This window comes from Streptococcus gwangjuense, from assembly GCF_003627155.1.
Classification (GTDB): domain Bacteria; phylum Bacillota; class Bacilli; order Lactobacillales; family Streptococcaceae; genus Streptococcus; species Streptococcus gwangjuensis.
Genome location: NZ_CP032621.1, coordinates 504,019 through 519,146, shown reverse-complemented (window position 1 = coordinate 519,146; position 15,128 = coordinate 504,019). Strand labels below are relative to the sequence as shown.

Sequence of the window (15,128 nt, the reverse complement as noted above, 5' to 3'; positions counted from 1 at the left end):
TAGAGGCATGAAAACAAATGATATTGTCTATGGCGTTCACGCCGTTACCGAAGCCCTCCTTGCAAACACAGGAAACAAACTTTACCTCCAAGAAGATCTCCGGGGTAAGAACGTTGAGAAAGTCAAGGAACTGGCTACAGAAAAGAAGGTGTCCATTTCTTGGACTTCAAAAAAATCCCTCTCTGAGATGACTGAAGGTGCTGTCCACCAAGGTTTTGTTCTACGAGTGTCTGAATTTGCCTATAGCGAGTTAGATCACATCCTTGCAAAAACACGTCAAGAAGAAAATCCACTTCTGTTGATTCTGGATGGCCTAACTGACCCTCACAACTTAGGCTCCATCTTAAGAACAGCCGATGCGACCAACGTTTCAGGTGTCATCATTCCCAAACATCGTGCTGTCGGTGTTACTCCTGTCGTTGCCAAAACGGCCACAGGTGCTATTGAACACGTTCCGATTGCCCGAGTAACCAACCTGAGTCAAACTCTAGACAAACTCAAGGATGAAGGCTTCTGGACCTTTGGCACAGATATGAACGGTACTCCGTGCCACAAGTGGAATACAAAAGGGAAAATCGCCCTCATCATCGGAAATGAAGGAAAAGGTATCTCTAGTAACATCAAAAAACAGGTCGATGAAATGATTACCATTCCCATGAATGGCCATGTTCAAAGCCTCAATGCTAGTGTGGCTGCAGCTATTCTCATGTATGAAGTTTTCCGAAATAGACTATAAAAAAGTTTCCAGTCATCTGATTGGAAACTTTTTTATGATTAACTATGTTCTGTAATAAACTTGTAAGCTTCTTGACCAGCGATAGCCCCATCTCCAACTGCTGTTGTCACTTGGCGAAGGTCTTTCAAGCGAACATCTCCAACTGCAAAGATACCATCAACCGCAGTTTTCATGTGGTTATCTGTCACAATCCAGCCTGCCTGGTCTTGGATATTCAATTCTTTAACAAAATCACTAAGAGGGTCCAAACCAACATAGATAAAGACGCCACCGAAGGCTTGCTCTGTCACTTGACCTGTTTTCACATTTTCAAAAACGACAGATTCTACTCGGTTTTCACCCTTGATTTCCTTAACCACAGAATCCCAGATAAAGCTGACTTTCTCATTAGCGAAAGCACGGTCTTGTAAAACCTTTTGTGCACGGAGTTGATCACGACGGTGAACAATGGTAACCGTCTTAGCAAAGCGAGTCAAGAAGAGGGCTTCTTCAACCGCTGAATCTCCACCACCAACTACCAACAAATCTTGGTCACGGAAGAAAGCACCATCACAAACGGCACAGTAAGACACACCACGACTGTTCAGTTCTTCTTCTCCAGGAACTCCCAAAGGACGGTGTTTAGAACCAGTCGCTACGATAACTGTACGTGTTTCATATGTTTGGTCATCGGTAATCACTTTCTTAAAATCACCATGGTCTTGGACATTTTCAACATAACCATAGATGTGCTCTACACCAAGATTTTCAAGTGGTTCAAACATCTTTTCAGCCAATTCAGGTCCACTAATATTAGCGTATCCTGGGTAATTTTCGATATCCGATGTATTATTCATCTGACCACCTGGCAGACCACCTTCAATCAAGCCTACTTTGAGATTGCTTCGAGCAGCATACAAGGCCGCAGTCATCCCTGCAGGTCCAGCACCGATAATAATAGTATCGTACATATAGATTCCTTCTTTCTTGTTGTAACTATCTTTATTCTAACTCTTTCTTGTCAATCACGCAAGGATTATGCCTTGAAAACAAGAATTAAACTCATAACCGCAAAGGATAATACTGGAACAACCAAGACACCAATCATAATCATATCATAGAGATGGGCTTGGCGAGCCTTGGCTGTCTTATCAACTCCCGACATGGCTCTTAGTCCAATCCAAATCCCTAAAAAAATCAGGACAAGGATGGTGGTCAAGATCAAACTCTCGAAATATAAAGAAAATAGTTGCAGTAGCATGATTTCTCTCATTTCTATCTTTTTTAAAGAGTAAACTCAGCTAGTCCAGCTAACTGAGTTTTCCTTTATCTATTATATCAAATATAAGTCCGTTTGTAACTAGCGAAGAATTCTTTTGTCCGCTCTTCTTTCGGATGGTGGATAATCTCATCCGGTGTTCCAGACTCAATGATTTTCCCCTTATCTAGGAAGAGAATCTTATCAGCCACTTGGGCTACAAAGGACATATCGTGACTGACTAAAATCATAGTCTGTCCTGACTTAGCAGCATCTGCAATAGATTTTTCTACTTCACCAACCAATTCTGGGTCAAGAGCTGAAGTTGGTTCGTCTAAGAGCAAGACATCTGGTTTCATAGCAAGCGCACGCGCTAGGGCAACCCGTTGCTTTTGTCCACCTGATAAATGTCGAGGATAATGTTTTTCACGGTCAGAAAGCCCAACCTTAGTCAACTCTTCCTTGGCAATCTTAGTCGCTTCTTGATCAGACAATTTCTTGACAACAACCAAGCCTTCTTTTACATTATCAAGTGCTGTGCGGCGTTCAAACAAATTAAACTGTTGGAAAACCATAGACAGCTTACGGCGTAGGGCAAGGATTTCTTCTTGAGTGATTTTAGAAAAATCAACTGAAAAATCATCAATCTGAATAGAGCCACTGTCAGGTGTTTCAAGATAATTGAGACTGCGAAGGAAGGTTGATTTTCCAGCTCCTGAAGAACCAATCAAGGCTACAACTTCCCCTTTATGAATATCCAAGTCCAGATGATCCAAGACAGTCTGTCCTGAAAAGGATTTGCTTAAATTCGAAATCTTAATCATTAACGAAGGTCTCCTTTCACATCTGTTTGCACTGTATCTGGTGCAGAAATAGCCATTTTTCTCTCGATGAAACGACCGAGGCTTTCAATTCCGATATTGACTACCCAATAAACAAGGGCAACGGAGATGAAGCGTTCAAAATAGCGGTAATCAGCTCCACCCAAAATCTGAGCTTGGGCAAAGACTTCCACAACACCCGCACTGAAGGCTAGAGAAGTTCCCTTGGTCAAGCCAATTAGGGAATTAATCAAGGTTGGAGTCGCCACAACGGCTGCATTTGGAATAATCACGCGACGATAAACTTGTGCTCGGGTCATACCCAGACTGCGTGCGGCCTCGATCTCACCAGGATTGACTGAGAGAATAGCTGCACGAATGGTTTCACTCGCATAAGCTGCCTCATTGAAAGCAAAGGCAACAATCGCAAAAACAGCGGCTGGAATCGCATTAATATTGAGACCAGTACCCCATTGCTGATTGAGGGCTTTCAAAGCCAAAGGAATTCCGTAGTAGGTCAACATGAGTTGCACCAAAATCGGTGTCCCCTTTAAGAAACTAACAAAGAAGGCCTGTAAGGGATATAAAATCTTGACACGATTGATTTTCACAATAGCAAAAAGAAGTGCCAAAACCAAGCCAAAAAGGGCACCACCAATGGTCAACATAATCGTTGTTGGAAGTTGCTGGACAATTCTTGGAATCCCATCAAAGACCGAACGCAAGCTAAAAAGCTTGCCATCCGGAATCAATTGCATCAAGTTTTGGTACCAATCTGATGCTAAAATCGTTGTAACATTCATAAAAACATCCTCTCCTGATAATGATTCATTCTACCATACTTCTGCCGTCAATGAAATTATTTGCTACGGTCAGATACAGACTTTGTCCACCTACTAGTTTATCATACTTTGAAACAGGGAGGTTATATATTTTATCTATCAAAGAGATAAGTAAAAACTATTTCAATCCCAATTCTTCATAAGGTTTTCGATAACCAATTTGCTTAACAGTTCCATTTTCTACTAAAATGGGGCGTTTTAACAACATACCGTCACTTGCTAGCAACTCAGCCGCTTCTTGGTTTGACAGGCTTCCTACCTTATCTTTCAGCCCTAATTCACGGTATTTGATCCCACTGGTGTTGAAAAATTGCTTCAACTCGAAACCTGAGGTTTCTAGCCAGTTTAAAATGACTTCTTGGCTAGGTGTTTCTTCAACGATATGGACGGCTTTATAGTCCACACCGAGTTGGTTTAATTCTTGTTTTGCTTTTTTACAAGTTGAACATTTTGGATATTCGATAAATTCTAACATATCTTTCACTTTCTATTTTATATCTTTAAAATCTGCTTCTTCATGCTCCAAGAGCCAAGCTTTCTTTTCCACTCCTGCAGCATACCCTGTCAGACGCTTGCCAGCCCCCAGCACCCGATGACAAGGTACTAGGATAGACCAAGGATTGCGCCCCACTGCTCCACCAATTGCTTGAGCAGAATCCACTTGCAGCTCTTGGGCTATTTGTCCATAGGTCACTGTCTGGCCATAAGGAATTCCCTGTAAATAGGACCAAACTCGCTTTTCAAAATCCGTTCCGATCGAAGCCAAGGGCAAGTCGGATAAATCCTGAGGCTTGCCTTTAAAGTAAGCATCTAAACAAGCAATAACTGGGTCTAAAATGGGATGACTAACAACTGCTTCTATCGTCTCATCTCCTAGTCCTCTCTCAAAATGCTTCTGGTCCTGCACCCAAATGCCATACAGATATTGCTCGTCGGCAACCAAAGACAAGGTTCCTATTGGCGAAAAGTAGAGCATTTTTACGTACATCTTTTGCATTATTTCTTCAATTTTTGATATGCCAAGCGTTCGCCATCAACTGGAACCTTACCAACCTGTTTAAATCCGAGTTTTTCAAAAATATGTTGCATAGCCTTGTTTGCAACATGCGTATCTGAGCGAAAATCTAGATAGTCAAAACCTTCAATCAAGCCCTCTAAAAAGGTTTGAGCAACTCCCTGTCCCTGGACATCTGCTGCCACAGCAATACGGTGAAAGACTAGGTACTCTGACTCCCCAGCTTGCCAGTTGCCTTCATAAATGGCTTCATAGGCCGCCTCTGGACTCTTGGTCACAGCTGCATAAGCTAGTAGTTCTCCCTCTTCCAAGGCTACGTAGGCTTGACCTGAGATAATATCCTCAATAATAATATCAGCATTTGGATAGCCATTTTGCCACTGGTCACTACCCGCATCTGCTAAACATTTTTTAGCATCCTCCATCACCTGCATGATGGCATCTACTTCATTTGGAAAAGCTAAACGAATCTCCATCTGTTCTCCTCTTTTCTGACTAGTTTCTCCCATCATAGCATAATTTAAGTCTTTCTACAAGCAGTTAAAACTTGACTTTCTGTTTTTGTTATTTTATAATCTAGTTATTAAAACTAGATAAAAAGGAGTTAGAAATGAAAACTACCTTTTCCTACCCAAAATGGGCAGAAATCCCAAACATTGACCTCTATCTGGACCAGGTTTTACTCTATGTCAATCAGGTCTGCGCCCCTATCTCTCCTGATAAAGACAAGGGCCTGACAGCATCTATGGTCAACAATTATGTCAAACATGGTTACCTGACAAAGCCTGACAAGAAAAAATACCAACGCCAACAGATTGCCCGTTTGATTGCTATCACAACCCTCAAGTCTGTATTCTCTATTCAAGAAATAGCCCAGACACTTAATACTCTACAAAGTCAAGCAAGTTCAGAGCAACTCTACGATGCTTTTGTGGACTACATGAACCAAGGAGTTGATCCAGCTAACCCCATTATCCAAAGTAGCTGCCAAACCGTTAAACTCTATCATCAAACTCTAGCCTTAATCCATCATACTCAAGAGGAGGAAATCTAATGAATACAAGCCTAAAGCTCAGCAAACAACTCAGTTTTGGAGAGGAGATTGCTAATAGTGTAACCCATGCCGTAGGTGCAGTCATCATGCTCATCTTACTGCCTATTTCATCCACTTATAGTTATGAGACACACGGATTTTTATCATCTATCGGCGTTTCCATTTTCGTTATTAGTCTCTTTCTCATGTTCCTATCATCCACCATTTATCACTCTATGGCCTATGGTTCAACCCACAAATATGTCTTACGAATCATTGACCATTCTATGATTTATGTTGCCATTGCAGGCTCATACACGCCCGTCGTCTTGACCTTAATGAATAACTGGTTTGGCTATCTAATTATTGCCATCCAATGGGGAACGACTATCTTTGGTATTCTCTATAAAATCTTTGCTCAAAAAGTCAATGAGAAATTTAGCCTTGCTCTTTACTTGATTATGGGCTGGTTGGTTCTAGCTATCATTCCTACCATTATCAGTCAAACGACACCAATTTTCTGGAGTCTCATGGTAACTGGCGGACTCTGTTATACTGTTGGGGCTGGATTTTACGCCAAGAAGAAACCTTATTTCCACATGATTTGGCATCTCTTTATCCTAGCAGCATCTGCCCTCCAATATATTGCCATTGTTTATTACATGTAAAAAAGTTGAGAAATTCAATCTCAACTTTTTTCTTTACACATATTAATAAAGTACTGGTGCAAGCGCACATCATCGGTCAATTCTGGATGAAAAGAGGTCACTAACATATTTTTTTCTTGAGCAGCAACGATTTGATTGTCAACTGTTGCTAGAATTTCTACATCTACTCCAACACTACTGATAATCGGACCACGGATAAAGGTCATTGGAATCTGACCAACTCCCTTACATTCTGCTTCCGTATAGAAACTCCCTAGTTGGCGCCCATAAGCATTGCGCTCGACCACCATATCCATAGTTCCTAGATGACTCTCGTCCTGAGAAATAATTTCCTTAGACAGCAAAATTAAACCAGCACAGGTTCCAAACACTGGTAAGCCAGATAGAATTGCTTCTCGAATGGGAATCAGCATGTCTTGCTCACGTAAGAGCTTGCCCATAGTTGTAGATTCCCCACCAGGTAATATCAATCCCGACAAATCACTCTGATGTTTCTGAAAATCATCTAGATTTCTGATTTCAACACTCTCGACACCTAATTGATCTAGCACTTTTGCATGTTCTGCAAAAGCCCCTTGCAAGGCCAATATTCCGATTTTCATCTATTTTCCTCGCTCAGCCATGAGGATTTGGATCTCATTTTCATTGATACCAACCATGGCTTCTCCTAAATCTTCAGAGATTTGAGCCAAAATTTGAGGATTACGGAAGTTAGTCACCGCTTTGACAATAGCACTCGCTCGTTTAACAGGATCTCCTGACTTAAAAATACCTGAACCGACAAAGACACCCTCTGCCCCTAATTGCATCATCAGCGCAGCATCTGCTGGCGTTGCAACACCTCCAGCCGCAAAGTTTACAACTGGCAATTTTCCATGTTCATGGACGTATTGAACCAATTCTACAGGTACCTGCAAGTCCTTAGCAGCAACATAAAGTTCGTCCTCTCGTAAGTTTTGAATACGGCGAATTTCCTGATTCATCATACGCATATGACGAACAGCTTGAACAATGTCTCCTGTCCCTGGTTCTCCTTTGGTACGAATCATAGAAGCACCTTCAGCGATACGACGCAAGGCTTCACCCAAATCCTTAGCCCCACAGACAAAAGGAACTTGGAATTCTTTCTTATCCACATGGAAACGGTCATCAGCTGGAGATAAAACCTCACTCTCATCGATATAGTCAATCTCAATAGCTTCTAAAATCTGAGCTTCAACAAAATGCCCGATTCTGACCTTGGCCATTACTGGAATACTAACCGCCTCTTGAATTTCCTTAATCATCTTTGGATCACTCATACGGGAAACACCACCAGCTGCACGAATATCAGCTGGAATCCGCTCCAAGGCCATCACAGCTGCCGCACCAGCAGCTTCTGCAATACGGGCCTGTTCAGGATTCTGAACGTCCATGATAACCCCACCCTTGAGCATCTGCGCCAAGTTTTTATTTAGTTCATAACGATTTTCAGTCATATATTTTATCCTCATCATTTGTATTGGTAGCTACCATTTCATTTTAATTCAGAACAGAAGGAATCACAAGATAAAAAAAGAATAATTGTGTGGGTACAGATTGGCTAAAAAACTATCTGACCTTAACTTAAGGCCAGATAGCTCATTCATTTTTATTTTTCAGCTGTAAGTGCAGCCATTGTGATGTAGTTATATGGTTTGTTGAAGTGTGGCAAGAAGAATAGGTCTGTCAATGCCAATTTATCAATTGTCACATGCTCTTGGATAGCAAGTGAGAACATGTGGATTCCCATGCTGATTGCAGAATCGCGTGAAACCATTTGTGCACCAAGAATTTCACGGCTATCTTTGTCAAAGACAATCTTGATGGCTACTTCATGGTTATCATGTTTCATGAATTCTGGTTTTTGAAGATCGTTAAAGCCTGTTTCAGTTGCATTGTAACCAGCAGCTCTAGCTTTTTCAAGAGTCAAACCAGTTGAAACCATATGAAGACCGTAGATAGAGATACCGTTTGATCCTTGCACACCAATTCCTTCCAATTCATGTCCACAAGCGTTGTAAGCACCAACGATACCAGTACGAACAGCATTTGAAGCAAGGGCGATGTAACTTGTATCTTTACGAGCATTGTCATAAACAGTCGCACAGTCACCAACGGCAAATACACCTGGAAGTGAAGTTTCTTGTTTCTTGTCTACAAGGAAGGCACCGTTGCGGAAGAGTTCAATCTTACCATCAGCAAGTGCTGTGTTTGGACGGAAACCAACTGCAAGAACAACCATATCCACATCAAAGCTTTCTTTGTCAGTAATCAAGCGTTCAACTTTACCATCACCTTCGATTGCTTTAACAGTTTGACCAAGTGCCAAGCGGATGTTGTGGTCTTCCAAGTTCTTCGCCATCATTTGTGTGAAGTCTTTGTCATAGTAACCGTTCAAGACAGTATCAACGATATCAACAAGGACAACTTCTTTTCCAAGACGCTCAAAAGCTTCAGCAAGTTCAACACCGATGTAACCACCACCAACAACGGCGATACGGTCAAGGTGTTGACTCTTATCAGACAATTTGTGAATCACTTCTTCAGCGTTTTGGTACAATTTAACGAATTGTACATTTTCAAGAGTTGCTTTAAATTCGCGGTTTCCTTTAACAATTTCAACACCTTCAATTGGTGGCAAGATTGGTGTAGAACCTGTAGCGAAAATCAATTTATCGTATGATTCTTTGTGCTCTTTCCCTTCAACTTCTGCTGTAACTACTTTGTTATCATAGTCGATTGAAAGAACTGGTGAATTCATGTATACCTTAGCACCTTTAGCTTCCAATTTTTCTTTATCCGAATAGAACAAGCCTTCAGCACCGTCAATTTGTTCACCAATCCAGAGGGCCATTCCACATCCTAGGAAAGAGATGTTAGAGTTTTGGTCAAATACAACGATTTCGTTCTCATTTCCAAAATTATCCAACATAGTATTAATACATGCTGTACCAGCGTGGTTAGCACCAACTACAACGATTTTACTCATAGAAAAATTCCTACCTTCAATTTTAAATTTACCTTTCTAGTATAACATTTACTGTTAGCGTTTACAAGAGTTTAGCTAATTTTCCCGATTTTTTTGTAAAAAAATGTAAATAATCTGTATTTTATCAGTCTTTCTTACAATTACTCTTTATTTTCTGAGCATATTTCTTGACAAGTTTACAAATTTTATTTGTGAAAACGCTGACTTTATGGTATGCTAGTATCGTGAAAAGAAAATGTAAGGGGTTAAATTTAATATAAATTTACTATATTTCAGCCTTCTTTTCATAAAAGAAAGGAGTTGGTAGCTTGCCTCTTAGTTCACATTCCGAACGGCTAATGGGGACTACTATCACTATTTCATTAGTAGATGAGCGAGCCGATAGCTTGATCCAGAAATCCTTTGATTTACTCAGAGAGCTCGAATACCGCTTCAATGCCAATAGCCAAGAATCTGAGTTGATGGAAATCAATCATCAAGCTGGAATAGCCCCCGTCAAGGTTCATCCAGACCTGTTCGAACTGATTTCACTTGGATTAGAGCATAGCCTAGCGCCATCTAGCCATCTCAATATCAGCATTGGTCCCTTGATTCAAACCTGGCGTATCGGTTTTTCAGATGCCAAAGTTGCCCAGCCTCAAGAAATCGAATCAATTCTCCCTTTAATCAATCCTCATTATATCGAGTTAGATTCTTCTACTTCTACTGTGTTTCTAAAACAGAAAGGAATGAAGATAGACCTAGGTTGTTTAGCCAAGGGTTATAGTGCGGATAAAGTTGCTCAATTTCTGAGAAAAGAGGGAGTGACATCTGCCTTGATCAATCTGGGAGGGAATATCCTGACTATTGGAAAAAATCAGGCAAGAGGAAATCAATCTTGGCAAATCGGGATTCAAGACCCAGCCAATCCGAGGGGAAATCACTTAATGACCATCCCTGTTGTCAATAAATCTGTCGTGACTTCAGGCATTTACGAACGTCACCTGACTGTCGATGGAAAAGATTACCATCATATTTTTGACAGCCAAACAGGATATCCTGTTGAAACGGAACTAGCTAGTCTAACAATCATCTCTGATAAATCAGTCGATGGTGAAATATGGACAACTCGTCTATTTGGAGAAAGACCTGCTTCTATCCTCTGGCAAGTCGAAAGTTTGGAGGGCATCGAAGCTATCCTCATCGATAAGGAAGGTCACCTAAGCTGTTCTTCAGGAATTCCAACTCTATAGAAATAGATGTTTCAATGGAGTTTTAAAATCGTATTATGTAAAAAGAGAAAGGAAATCTCATGTTAAAACTTATTGCTATTGTTGGAACAAATTCAAAACGTTCTACAAACCGCCAATTGCTTCAATACATGCAAAAACACTTTGCTGAAAAAGCTGAAATTGAACTTGTTGAAATTAAAGACATTCCTGTCTTCAATAAACCAGCCGACAAGCAAGTACCTGTTGAAATTTTAGAAATTGCTGCTAAAATTGAAGAGGCAGATGGCGTTATTATCGGTACTCCTGAGTATGACCACTCTATCCCAGCTGTTTTGATGAGCGCTCTTGCTTGGTTGTCTTATGGTATCTATCCACTTTTGAACAAACCAATCATGATTACAGGTGCTTCATATGGTACGCTTGGTTCATCACGTGCCCAATTACAACTTCGCCAAATCTTAAATGCCCCAGAAATCAAAGCAAGTGTCCTTCCAGATGAATTCTTGCTTTCACATTCTCTTCAAGCCTTCAATCCAAGTGGAGATCTAGTGGATCTTGATGTTATCAAAAAATTAGATGCCACTTTTGACGACTTCCGTATCTTTGTAAAAATTACAGAAAAATTGCGCAACGCACAAGCCCTACTTCGCAAAGATGCTGAAGACTTTGACTGGGAAAATTTGTAAGATAGGAGACCAAAAAGAATGAAATTTGTTGGACTTGTAGGATCAAACTACGATCAATCATATAACCGTAAACTCTTGGAATTCATCCGTCGTCACTTCAAACTCAAATTTGAATTAGAAGTTCTCGAAATTGATGAAGTTCCAATGTTTAACCAAGACGAAAAATGGGACGAAAGCTTCCAATTGCGTCTCTTGTATAACAGAATTACGCGTGCTGATGGTGTCATTATTGCTACTCCTGAGCACAACCACACAATCTCAGCTTCTCTTAAATCAGTTCTTGAATGGCTTTCATACGAGGTTCATCCATTTGAAAACAAACCAGTCATGATTGTGGGAGCTTCTTACTACGACCAAGGTACTTCTCGTGCCCAGGTTCACCTTCGTAAGATTCTTGACGCTCCAGGTGTCAATGCCTACACTCTTCCAGGAAATGAATTCCTTCTTGGTAAAGCTAAAGAAGCTTTTGATGTTAATGGAAATATCACGAATGAAGGAACTGTTAATTTCCTTGAAACATGCTTGGACAACTTTGTAAAATATGTGGGAGTCGTTTCAAAATTGAAAAAACCAAAACCAATTGAGCCAGAAGATTTATATTGTACAAATTCAATTGCAACTACTATCCAAGGTGTTGATCCAGATGATCCTGAATGGGTAGAAAAAGCTGCTGAACTTGTTGGAGCTGTTTCTGGAGATACTTACGTTAAATTAGACCACGGTATCTTGACAGTTAACCAAATTGACATGTTCTTGAAAGCAATGCCATTTGAATTGACATTTGCAGATGATAACAATCAATTTTTGTACTTTAATAACGCCCACCAAGACCCAGATACAATGTTTGGTAAACGTGTACGTGCTCAATCAGGAAATAGATTAGGAACAGTACACGGTACATTGCCAGATTCTAGAATGAAAAACGTTGAATGGGTTGTCGGCGTATTGCGTAACGGGGATCAAGAATATGTCCGTACAATTGTGCCGGGAACACCTGAAGGTGTTATTAATACCCATAATTACCAAGCAATGTACTATCCAGATGGTTCATATGCTGGAATTAATGAGATTATCTTTAATTTCCAACCATGGCTTGACTGGTACCTCAATACAACTGGTCAACGTCTAGTTGGTGGAAATGCTGCAGCTCCTGCTGGCGGACATGGTCACGGCGATGCAGATGCTACATCTGGAGCTTCTGATGCAGGTGATGCTGGAGGTCACGGTGGTGGCGCAGACGCTACATCTGGCGCAAGTAACTAATAATAGTTTTAGGAACCATTTTGGTTCCTTTTTAAGTTACAAAAGACTAGCAGACAAAAACTGCTAGTCTTTTGGTTATTATTTTATCTATTCTTATTAAAAGAAAGAATATTTATTATGAATTTGGGTCATCAAGACTACGGCCATGTAAACCTTTTTCACGTTGTACCTGACGTAGTTTCTCTGGTGTAACATCGTTTCCTTCTTCGTCCACAATTTTGATTCCCTCAATGTGGTGACGAACAGTGCGACGATAACCTTCGATGTACTCCTCACGTAGTTTGGCTTGTTCTACTTTTTCTTCTGGGGTCAAGCCTTCTGTTTTTTTCTTTTTGGCAAGCTCGTTAATACGATCAATTTTTTTAGGATCCATGTTTCTCTCCTTTAAGATAAGATTTAATCCGTTCAACAGATTTTATTTGGTATTGATTTGGTTAAAACGTGCAAGTTTAGCTGCTTTCTTGGTTAATTGCGACAAGATTGCCAAACGATTTTGACGGACTGCTTCATTTTCAGCCATAACCATGGTATTCTCAAAGAATGCATCAATGACTGGGCTAAGAGCAAAGAGTTGTTTCAATTGCTGACTGGCAGATCCTGATAAAATAAGTGATTCTACTGCTTCCGCCAAAGCTTTTTCTTGGTCATTTTCAAAAAGTGCTGAATCAACTGTTGCAACTCCTTCTACCTTTTCAGCCAAGTTAAAAGCACGAGAAAGTGATTCCACAGATGGTTTGAAGTCTTCTTCCTTGCTTGCTTCTACGAGAGCACTTGCTGCTTCCAACATATCTGCCACAACAAAGTTCGAACTTGCAAGTACTGCTTCCTTAATATCTTTTGGAGTAGAGCCCATCATCTTATCAACACGAGCCTTGATAAAGTCCATAACCTCTGTCTTATTTTCATAAGTCAAGCTGTCAAATTTCAAAGCATAAAGGCTATCAATCAGCTCATCCATAGCAATGTGCCAACCAAAGGCATCCAAGATACGAACCACACCTTGCGTCGCACGACGAAGGGCATAAGGGTCATTAGAACCTGATGGAATCAAACCTACTGAGAAGAAGCTCAAAATCGTATCCAATTTGTCTGCAATAGCTAGAATGGCTCCAACCTTGCTCTCTGGAAGTGCTCCTTCGGCTGATGTAGGCATGTAGTGTTCACGAATAGCAGCTGCTACCGCTGGAGTTTCCCCAGCAAGAAGGGCATATTTTTCACCCATAATTCCTTGGAGCTCGTCAAATTCGCCAACAATACCTGTCAACAAGTCAAACTTGTAAATGGCTGCTGCACGGGCTAAGTCAATCGTTTCATCCGCTGACAAGCCTGCTTTTTCTGCCAAGAGAATAGCAATCTGACCAGTACGAATCATGTGTTCACGAAGGGAACCAATTTTCTCATGGAAGGTGACATTGTTTAATTTTTCAACAAGATCTGAAATCACTAATTTTTGGTCTTCACGCCAGAAGAATTCTCCGTCTTCCAAACGAGCTACCAAGACTTTTTCATTTCCTTTAATGACATTTTCCAAATACTCTGCGTTTCCGTTACGAACAGAAATGAAGTTTGGCAAGAGTTTACCGTCTTGATCACGAACAACAAAGTAACGTTGGTGTTCTTTCATTGAAGTCACCAAAACTTCTTCTGGAACTTCAAGGTATTTGGCATCAAAACTTCCCATAAAGGCAGTTGGGTATTCAACCAAGTTCAAGACTTCATTAAGCAAATCAGCATCAATTTCGATACGTACACCATGCTCAGTTTCGATTGCTTTGATTTGGTCAACAATCATTTGCTCACGTTCACGAGGATCCGCGATTACAAACTGCTTACGAAGGTCTTCTTCGTAGCTCAATGCTGACTGAATTTTGGTTTCTTTCCCCAAGAAACGATGACCACGGCTCACACGATCACCCTTGATATCAAGGAAATCCAAATCAAACTCTTCTTCATCTAAAAGAACAGTTAAAGTGTGAACAGGGCGGATGTATTCAAAGGTGTTGTTAGCCCAGTGCATGCTGACAGGGAAAGTCAAGGACTTCAAAACATCTACAACACCAGGAACAATGGCTTCAACTGCTTGACCAATTTCTTCCTTAGTAACATAGACATATTCTTCACCCTTGATTTCACGGAATTCGATATCTTCAACAGTCAATCCTTTTCCACGAACAAATCCTTGAGCAGCTTTTGTGAAGTTTCCATCACTATCCAATGCAATTTTCTTTGCTGGCCCCTTAAAATCTTCTGTCAAATCAGACTGTTTGTCTGCAAGACCAGTTACACGAACAGCCAAACGACGTGGTGTTGAGAAAGTTTGAATGGCTTCAAAAGACAGGCGGTTCTCCTTGAGGAAGGCTGCCATTTTTTCGCCTAGTTGTTTTTCACTTGGTGTGACAACATAGGCTGGTAATTCTTCAAGACCGAGTTCTACTAATAAGTTTTTTGTCATGTTTTTTCTCCGAAAAGTATCTTTTTATTTTCCAGTTTGCCTTATGTGATTGGCACGCAAGCAACCAACTTCGTTGTTTCATTGCTAAAATTGGAGCCAAAAGTCTCCAATTTTGCCTAGTATCCTTAGCTTCACTAAGGATACCTTCATCACT

The 15,128-nt window shown here is 40.7% G+C and carries 18 protein-coding genes; 6 read left to right on the top strand and 12 right to left on the bottom strand.

Going from position 1 to position 15,128, the window contains the following annotated elements; all coding sequences use genetic code 11:
• Nucleotides 1-7 precede the first annotated feature (7 nt).
• Nucleotides 8-736 carry a 23S rRNA (guanosine(2251)-2'-O)-methyltransferase RlmB gene (gene rlmB, locus D7D53_RS02510; protein ID WP_000855742.1) on the top strand — a complete coding sequence of 243 codons (729 nt, stop codon included), beginning with the start codon at nt 8-10 and terminating at the stop codon, nt 734-736.
• Nucleotides 737-774: 38 nt separating this feature from the next.
• On the opposite strand, the gene trxB is transcribed toward rlmB, so the two are convergent.
• The 7 genes from trxB to D7D53_RS02475 form a co-directional block, all read right to left on the bottom strand.
• Nucleotides 775-1,686 carry a thioredoxin-disulfide reductase gene (gene trxB / locus D7D53_RS02505; protein ID WP_120770015.1) on the bottom strand — a complete coding sequence of 304 codons (912 nt, stop codon included), beginning with the start codon at nt 1,684-1,686 and terminating at the stop codon, nt 775-777.
• A 65-nt stretch (nt 1,687-1,751) separates the two neighbouring features.
• A complete protein-coding gene (locus D7D53_RS02500; RefSeq protein ID WP_000926599.1) occupies nt 1,752-1,976 on the bottom strand; it encodes a DUF4059 family protein in 225 nt (74 codons plus the stop codon).
• A 77-nt stretch (nt 1,977-2,053) separates the two neighbouring features.
• A complete protein-coding gene (locus D7D53_RS02495) occupies nt 2,054-2,797 on the bottom strand; it encodes an amino acid ABC transporter ATP-binding protein (RefSeq protein WP_120770014.1) in 744 nt (247 codons plus the stop codon).
• Nucleotides 2,797-3,597, bottom strand: a complete 801-nt coding sequence (locus D7D53_RS02490) for an amino acid ABC transporter permease (RefSeq protein WP_001103451.1) — start codon at nt 3,595-3,597, stop codon at nt 2,797-2,799. Before D7D53_RS02490 ends, D7D53_RS02495 begins: the two co-directional genes overlap by 1 nt.
• Nucleotides 3,598-3,754: 157 nt before the next feature.
• Nucleotides 3,755-4,111 (bottom strand): arsenate reductase family protein, encoded by a 357-nt coding sequence (locus D7D53_RS02485; protein ID WP_000889092.1) that lies wholly within the window; start codon nt 4,109-4,111, stop codon nt 3,755-3,757.
• Nucleotides 4,112-4,123: 12 nt separating this feature from the next.
• Nucleotides 4,124-4,633, bottom strand: coding sequence for a methylated-DNA--[protein]-cysteine S-methyltransferase (locus tag D7D53_RS02480; RefSeq protein ID WP_120770013.1), 510 nt, complete (start codon nt 4,631-4,633; stop codon nt 4,124-4,126).
• On the bottom strand, nt 4,633-5,127 hold the full coding sequence (locus D7D53_RS02475; protein WP_000405828.1) for a GNAT family N-acetyltransferase: 495 nt from the start codon (nt 5,125-5,127) through the stop codon (nt 4,633-4,635). The genes D7D53_RS02480 and D7D53_RS02475 overlap by 1 nt, the downstream gene beginning before the upstream one ends.
• 134 nt (nt 5,128-5,261) lie before the next feature.
• Here D7D53_RS02475 and D7D53_RS02470 point away from each other — a divergent pair, with 134 nt between their 5' ends.
• Both D7D53_RS02470 and trhA read left to right on the top strand, forming a co-directional pair.
• Nucleotides 5,262-5,705: a DUF1836 domain-containing protein gene (locus D7D53_RS02470; RefSeq protein WP_045607173.1), complete on the top strand. Its 444-nt coding sequence runs from the start codon at nt 5,262-5,264 to the stop codon at nt 5,703-5,705.
• Entirely contained in the window at nt 5,705-6,352 is a 648-nt protein-coding gene (gene trhA / locus D7D53_RS02465) for a PAQR family membrane homeostasis protein TrhA (protein WP_120770012.1), read from the top strand. Before D7D53_RS02470 ends, trhA begins: the two co-directional genes overlap by 1 nt.
• Nucleotides 6,353-6,372: 20 nt before the next feature.
• Here trhA and pdxT read toward each other — a convergent pair whose 3' ends face one another.
• From pdxT to nox, 3 genes are all read right to left on the bottom strand, one after another.
• Complete coding sequence (gene pdxT, locus D7D53_RS02460; RefSeq protein WP_120770011.1) at nt 6,373-6,954, bottom strand: pyridoxal 5'-phosphate synthase glutaminase subunit PdxT; 582 nt, start codon at nt 6,952-6,954, stop codon at nt 6,373-6,375.
• Nucleotides 6,955-7,830 (bottom strand): pyridoxal 5'-phosphate synthase lyase subunit PdxS, encoded by an 876-nt coding sequence (gene pdxS / locus D7D53_RS02455; protein ID WP_000138517.1) that lies wholly within the window; start codon nt 7,828-7,830, stop codon nt 6,955-6,957.
• Nucleotides 7,831-7,982: 152 nt separating this feature from the next.
• A complete protein-coding gene (gene nox, locus D7D53_RS02450) occupies nt 7,983-9,362 on the bottom strand; it encodes a H2O-forming NADH oxidase (RefSeq protein ID WP_120770010.1) in 1,380 nt (459 codons plus the stop codon).
• Nucleotides 9,363-9,670: 308 nt separating this feature from the next.
• On the opposite strand from nox, the gene D7D53_RS02445 reads away from it, so the two are divergent.
• From D7D53_RS02445 to D7D53_RS02435, 3 genes are read left to right on the top strand one after another with little or no spacing between them, the layout of a single operon-like run.
• Complete coding sequence (locus D7D53_RS02445) at nt 9,671-10,594, top strand: FAD:protein FMN transferase (RefSeq protein ID WP_120770009.1); 924 nt, start codon at nt 9,671-9,673, stop codon at nt 10,592-10,594.
• A 59-nt stretch (nt 10,595-10,653) separates the two neighbouring features.
• Complete coding sequence (locus tag D7D53_RS02440; RefSeq protein ID WP_042751459.1) at nt 10,654-11,259, top strand: NADPH-dependent FMN reductase; 606 nt, start codon at nt 10,654-10,656, stop codon at nt 11,257-11,259.
• Nucleotides 11,260-11,277: 18 nt separating this feature from the next.
• Nucleotides 11,278-12,522 (top strand): NAD(P)H-dependent oxidoreductase, encoded by a 1,245-nt coding sequence (locus D7D53_RS02435; RefSeq protein WP_120770008.1) that lies wholly within the window; start codon nt 11,278-11,280, stop codon nt 12,520-12,522.
• 115 nt (nt 12,523-12,637) lie between these two features.
• Here D7D53_RS02435 and D7D53_RS02430 read toward each other — a convergent pair whose 3' ends face one another.
• Both D7D53_RS02430 and glyS read right to left on the bottom strand, forming a co-directional pair.
• Nucleotides 12,638-12,895 carry a DUF896 family protein gene (locus tag D7D53_RS02430; protein ID WP_000371299.1) on the bottom strand — a complete coding sequence of 86 codons (258 nt, stop codon included), beginning with the start codon at nt 12,893-12,895 and terminating at the stop codon, nt 12,638-12,640.
• A 42-nt stretch (nt 12,896-12,937) separates the two neighbouring features.
• Nucleotides 12,938-14,974, bottom strand: a complete 2,037-nt coding sequence (gene glyS / locus D7D53_RS02425; protein ID WP_120770007.1) for a glycine--tRNA ligase subunit beta — start codon at nt 14,972-14,974, stop codon at nt 12,938-12,940.
• Nucleotides 14,975-15,128: the final 154 nt, after the last annotated feature.

What these genes read in the sequence shown, in the direction of transcription:
- rlmB (WP_000855742.1), top strand. Translation starts at nt 8, where the DNA reads ATGAAAACAAATGATATTGTCTATGGCGTTCACGCCGTTACCGAAGCC.
- trxB (WP_120770015.1), bottom strand. Translation starts at nt 1,686, where the DNA reads ATGTACGATACTATTATTATCGGTGCTGGACCTGCAGGGATGACTGCG.
- D7D53_RS02500 (WP_000926599.1), bottom strand. Translation starts at nt 1,976, where the DNA reads ATGCTACTGCAACTATTTTCTTTATATTTCGAGAGTTTGATCTTGACC.
- D7D53_RS02495 (WP_120770014.1), bottom strand. Translation starts at nt 2,797, where the DNA reads ATGATTAAGATTTCGAATTTAAGCAAATCCTTTTCAGGACAGACTGTC.
- D7D53_RS02490 (WP_001103451.1), bottom strand. Translation starts at nt 3,597, where the DNA reads ATGAATGTTACAACGATTTTAGCATCAGATTGGTACCAAAACTTGATG.
- D7D53_RS02485 (WP_000889092.1), bottom strand. Translation starts at nt 4,111, where the DNA reads ATGTTAGAATTTATCGAATATCCAAAATGTTCAACTTGTAAAAAAGCA.
- D7D53_RS02480 (WP_120770013.1), bottom strand. Translation starts at nt 4,633, where the DNA reads ATGCAAAAGATGTACGTAAAAATGCTCTACTTTTCGCCAATAGGAACC.
- D7D53_RS02475 (WP_000405828.1), bottom strand. Translation starts at nt 5,127, where the DNA reads ATGGAGATTCGTTTAGCTTTTCCAAATGAAGTAGATGCCATCATGCAG.
- D7D53_RS02470 (WP_045607173.1), top strand. Translation starts at nt 5,262, where the DNA reads ATGAAAACTACCTTTTCCTACCCAAAATGGGCAGAAATCCCAAACATT.
- trhA (WP_120770012.1), top strand. Translation starts at nt 5,705, where the DNA reads ATGAATACAAGCCTAAAGCTCAGCAAACAACTCAGTTTTGGAGAGGAG.
- pdxT (WP_120770011.1), bottom strand. Translation starts at nt 6,954, where the DNA reads ATGAAAATCGGAATATTGGCCTTGCAAGGGGCTTTTGCAGAACATGCA.
- pdxS (WP_000138517.1), bottom strand. Translation starts at nt 7,830, where the DNA reads ATGACTGAAAATCGTTATGAACTAAATAAAAACTTGGCGCAGATGCTC.
- nox (WP_120770010.1), bottom strand. Translation starts at nt 9,362, where the DNA reads ATGAGTAAAATCGTTGTAGTTGGTGCTAACCACGCTGGTACAGCATGT.
- D7D53_RS02440 (WP_042751459.1), top strand. Translation starts at nt 10,654, where the DNA reads ATGTTAAAACTTATTGCTATTGTTGGAACAAATTCAAAACGTTCTACA.
- D7D53_RS02435 (WP_120770008.1), top strand. Translation starts at nt 11,278, where the DNA reads ATGAAATTTGTTGGACTTGTAGGATCAAACTACGATCAATCATATAAC.
- D7D53_RS02430 (WP_000371299.1), bottom strand. Translation starts at nt 12,895, where the DNA reads ATGGATCCTAAAAAAATTGATCGTATTAACGAGCTTGCCAAAAAGAAA.
- glyS (WP_120770007.1), bottom strand. Translation starts at nt 14,974, where the DNA reads ATGACAAAAAACTTATTAGTAGAACTCGGTCTTGAAGAATTACCAGCC.